3 protein-coding genes are annotated in these 1635 nt (G+C 41.2%); 1 reads left to right on the top strand and 2 read right to left on the bottom strand.

What is annotated here, in order from left to right; genetic code table 11:
• Both SORDD24_RS10820 and SORDD24_RS11975 read right to left on the bottom strand, forming a co-directional pair.
• Window positions 1-991: glycosyltransferase family 8 protein (locus SORDD24_RS10820; RefSeq protein ID WP_081103512.1), on the bottom strand; the 991-nt coding region annotated here is incomplete at its 3' end.
• A gap of 219 nt (window positions 992-1210) precedes the next feature.
• Window positions 1211-1384, bottom strand: a complete 174-nt coding sequence (locus SORDD24_RS11975) for an LPXTG cell wall anchor domain-containing protein (protein WP_061408275.1) — start codon at window positions 1382-1384, stop codon at window positions 1211-1213.
• Between SORDD24_RS11975 and SORDD24_RS11970 the strand changes: the two genes are divergently transcribed.
• Window positions 1374-1635 (top strand): hypothetical protein (locus SORDD24_RS11970; protein ID WP_330997365.1); only part of this gene is annotated, 262 nt, incomplete at its 3' end. The genes SORDD24_RS11975 and SORDD24_RS11970 overlap by 11 nt on opposite strands.

The raw sequence follows: 1635 nt of genomic DNA, 5'->3' as shown, positions 1-1635 counted from the left end.
TAAAGTAAGGATAGAGGCGTACATTCAGATGCGATTGCAAGTTCATGATTTCCGGCGCAAAATTGGTATGAGCTAGGATAGAGAACTCTACATCGGGCAGTTCTTGGATTAGGTGTTCGATTCTCTCTATGTGACACGTATTGGTAAAAATAGCGGTCGCATACTGGGGAGCTTGAACTAAAGATGCCAATCCTTTATGAAAATCACATTTTTTCATGACGATATCAGACCACTCTAGTCCGTAGTAAAACCACCAGTCCTCCCTGAAACGATTGAGGTTGATTTGGTACCATGGCTTGTCCCCTGTATAATGAATAATCTTAGCTGTCTTCTCAGTAGTAAGAGAGTCCCTATACCAAGAATCCATCTGGTAATTTCGAGCCACTGTATCCATACCAACCATAAAATTATAGGTAGCTGGCAGCGGTTTCCAACGACCTTCAAAGAGGTGATTTAACACGCCCTGATCACCAAAAACTTGGTCATGCAGTTGATCTGTCAAGCTCAGCAAGTGCTCCGTCACCTTCTCTTGACGCCAGAGAGCCACATTAATCAGTAAAACACCTGCATTAAAAGTGCTAGGAACTAGAGCATCTGCTACAGCAGCTACTGGCCAGTCTGCCATATCTTCTAAAAAGAGTTGATCTAAGTTTGATCTAACGATGATATCCGAATCCAGATACAAGGCTAGGTCTTCGCTGACAAACTGAGGAATAAAATAACGAAAGAAAGTTGCATAACTTAGGTGAGCTAGTGGCAAACTATACCCTTTCAAACCTTGATGACTAATCTTGACATTGATGATTTTTGAGGCTAGAGGTTCTAAACGTCTCTCCATGAGCTGAAACCATTCAGATGGCAAATCATCATTGAAAACATAAAAAGTCACTGCTCGGTTATGGGCGCAGATTGACTTGATTGTTGTCTCAATCTTGTCCATATAAGCATTATCACCACCGAGTACAATGGCTTTTTGAAGCTCTTTTTTCATTTCGTCCCCTTTTCTTTTCACATTCTTTTGGCTACTTTTCTACTACTATAGTTCTGATTTTTTCGATGATTCTCTCACCTTCCTATTATACCTTTTCCCCTAGTTTATTTCAAACTCAAAAGAGGATTTTCCCCTTCTCACATATAGAAAAAACCTTTGAAAAATCATGTTTTCAAAGGTTTTCCATTTTACTATTTATTCATTGATTTTTATATCTTATCAATGACTTTCTTGATCGTCGTTCTGATCCTTCTTGGCAAGAAGACCGATACCTGTCACAGCTGCCAATGCTCCCAACAAAGCAGATGCTACCGAAGTCGACGCTCCTGTATTTGGCAAGACTTGTTTTGGCTTGCTTGAAGCGGATTGACCTTGGCTTGCAATGTTTTCCATTGAGAGAGAGATGCTTGTTGAAGTAGATGCCAGAGCACTTGCTGACACAGATCTACTAATAGAATCTGAAGTCGAAAGACTAGCGCTAATCGACGCAGACTCGCTCACAGACATACTTGCTGAAACTGAAGTACTTTCTAGAGTCGATTCACTGGCTAACATGCTAGCTGAGAGTGATGCGCTCGTTGAAGTAGATTCGCTCACTGATGTACTTGTTGAGATCGAAGCACTCTCCAACGCCAACTCGTCTG

The sequence above is a fragment of the Streptococcus oralis genome (genome assembly GCF_001579175.1).
GTDB classification, from domain to species: domain Bacteria; phylum Bacillota; class Bacilli; order Lactobacillales; family Streptococcaceae; genus Streptococcus; species Streptococcus oralis_O.
This window is presented reverse-complemented; position numbering and strand designations above follow the sequence as displayed.

Excerpts from the sequence above, each read along its gene's own strand:
- SORDD24_RS11975 (WP_061408275.1), bottom strand. The coding sequence starts at position 1,384 with ATGGAAAACATTGCAAGCCAAGGTCAATCCGCTTCAAGCAAGCCAAAA.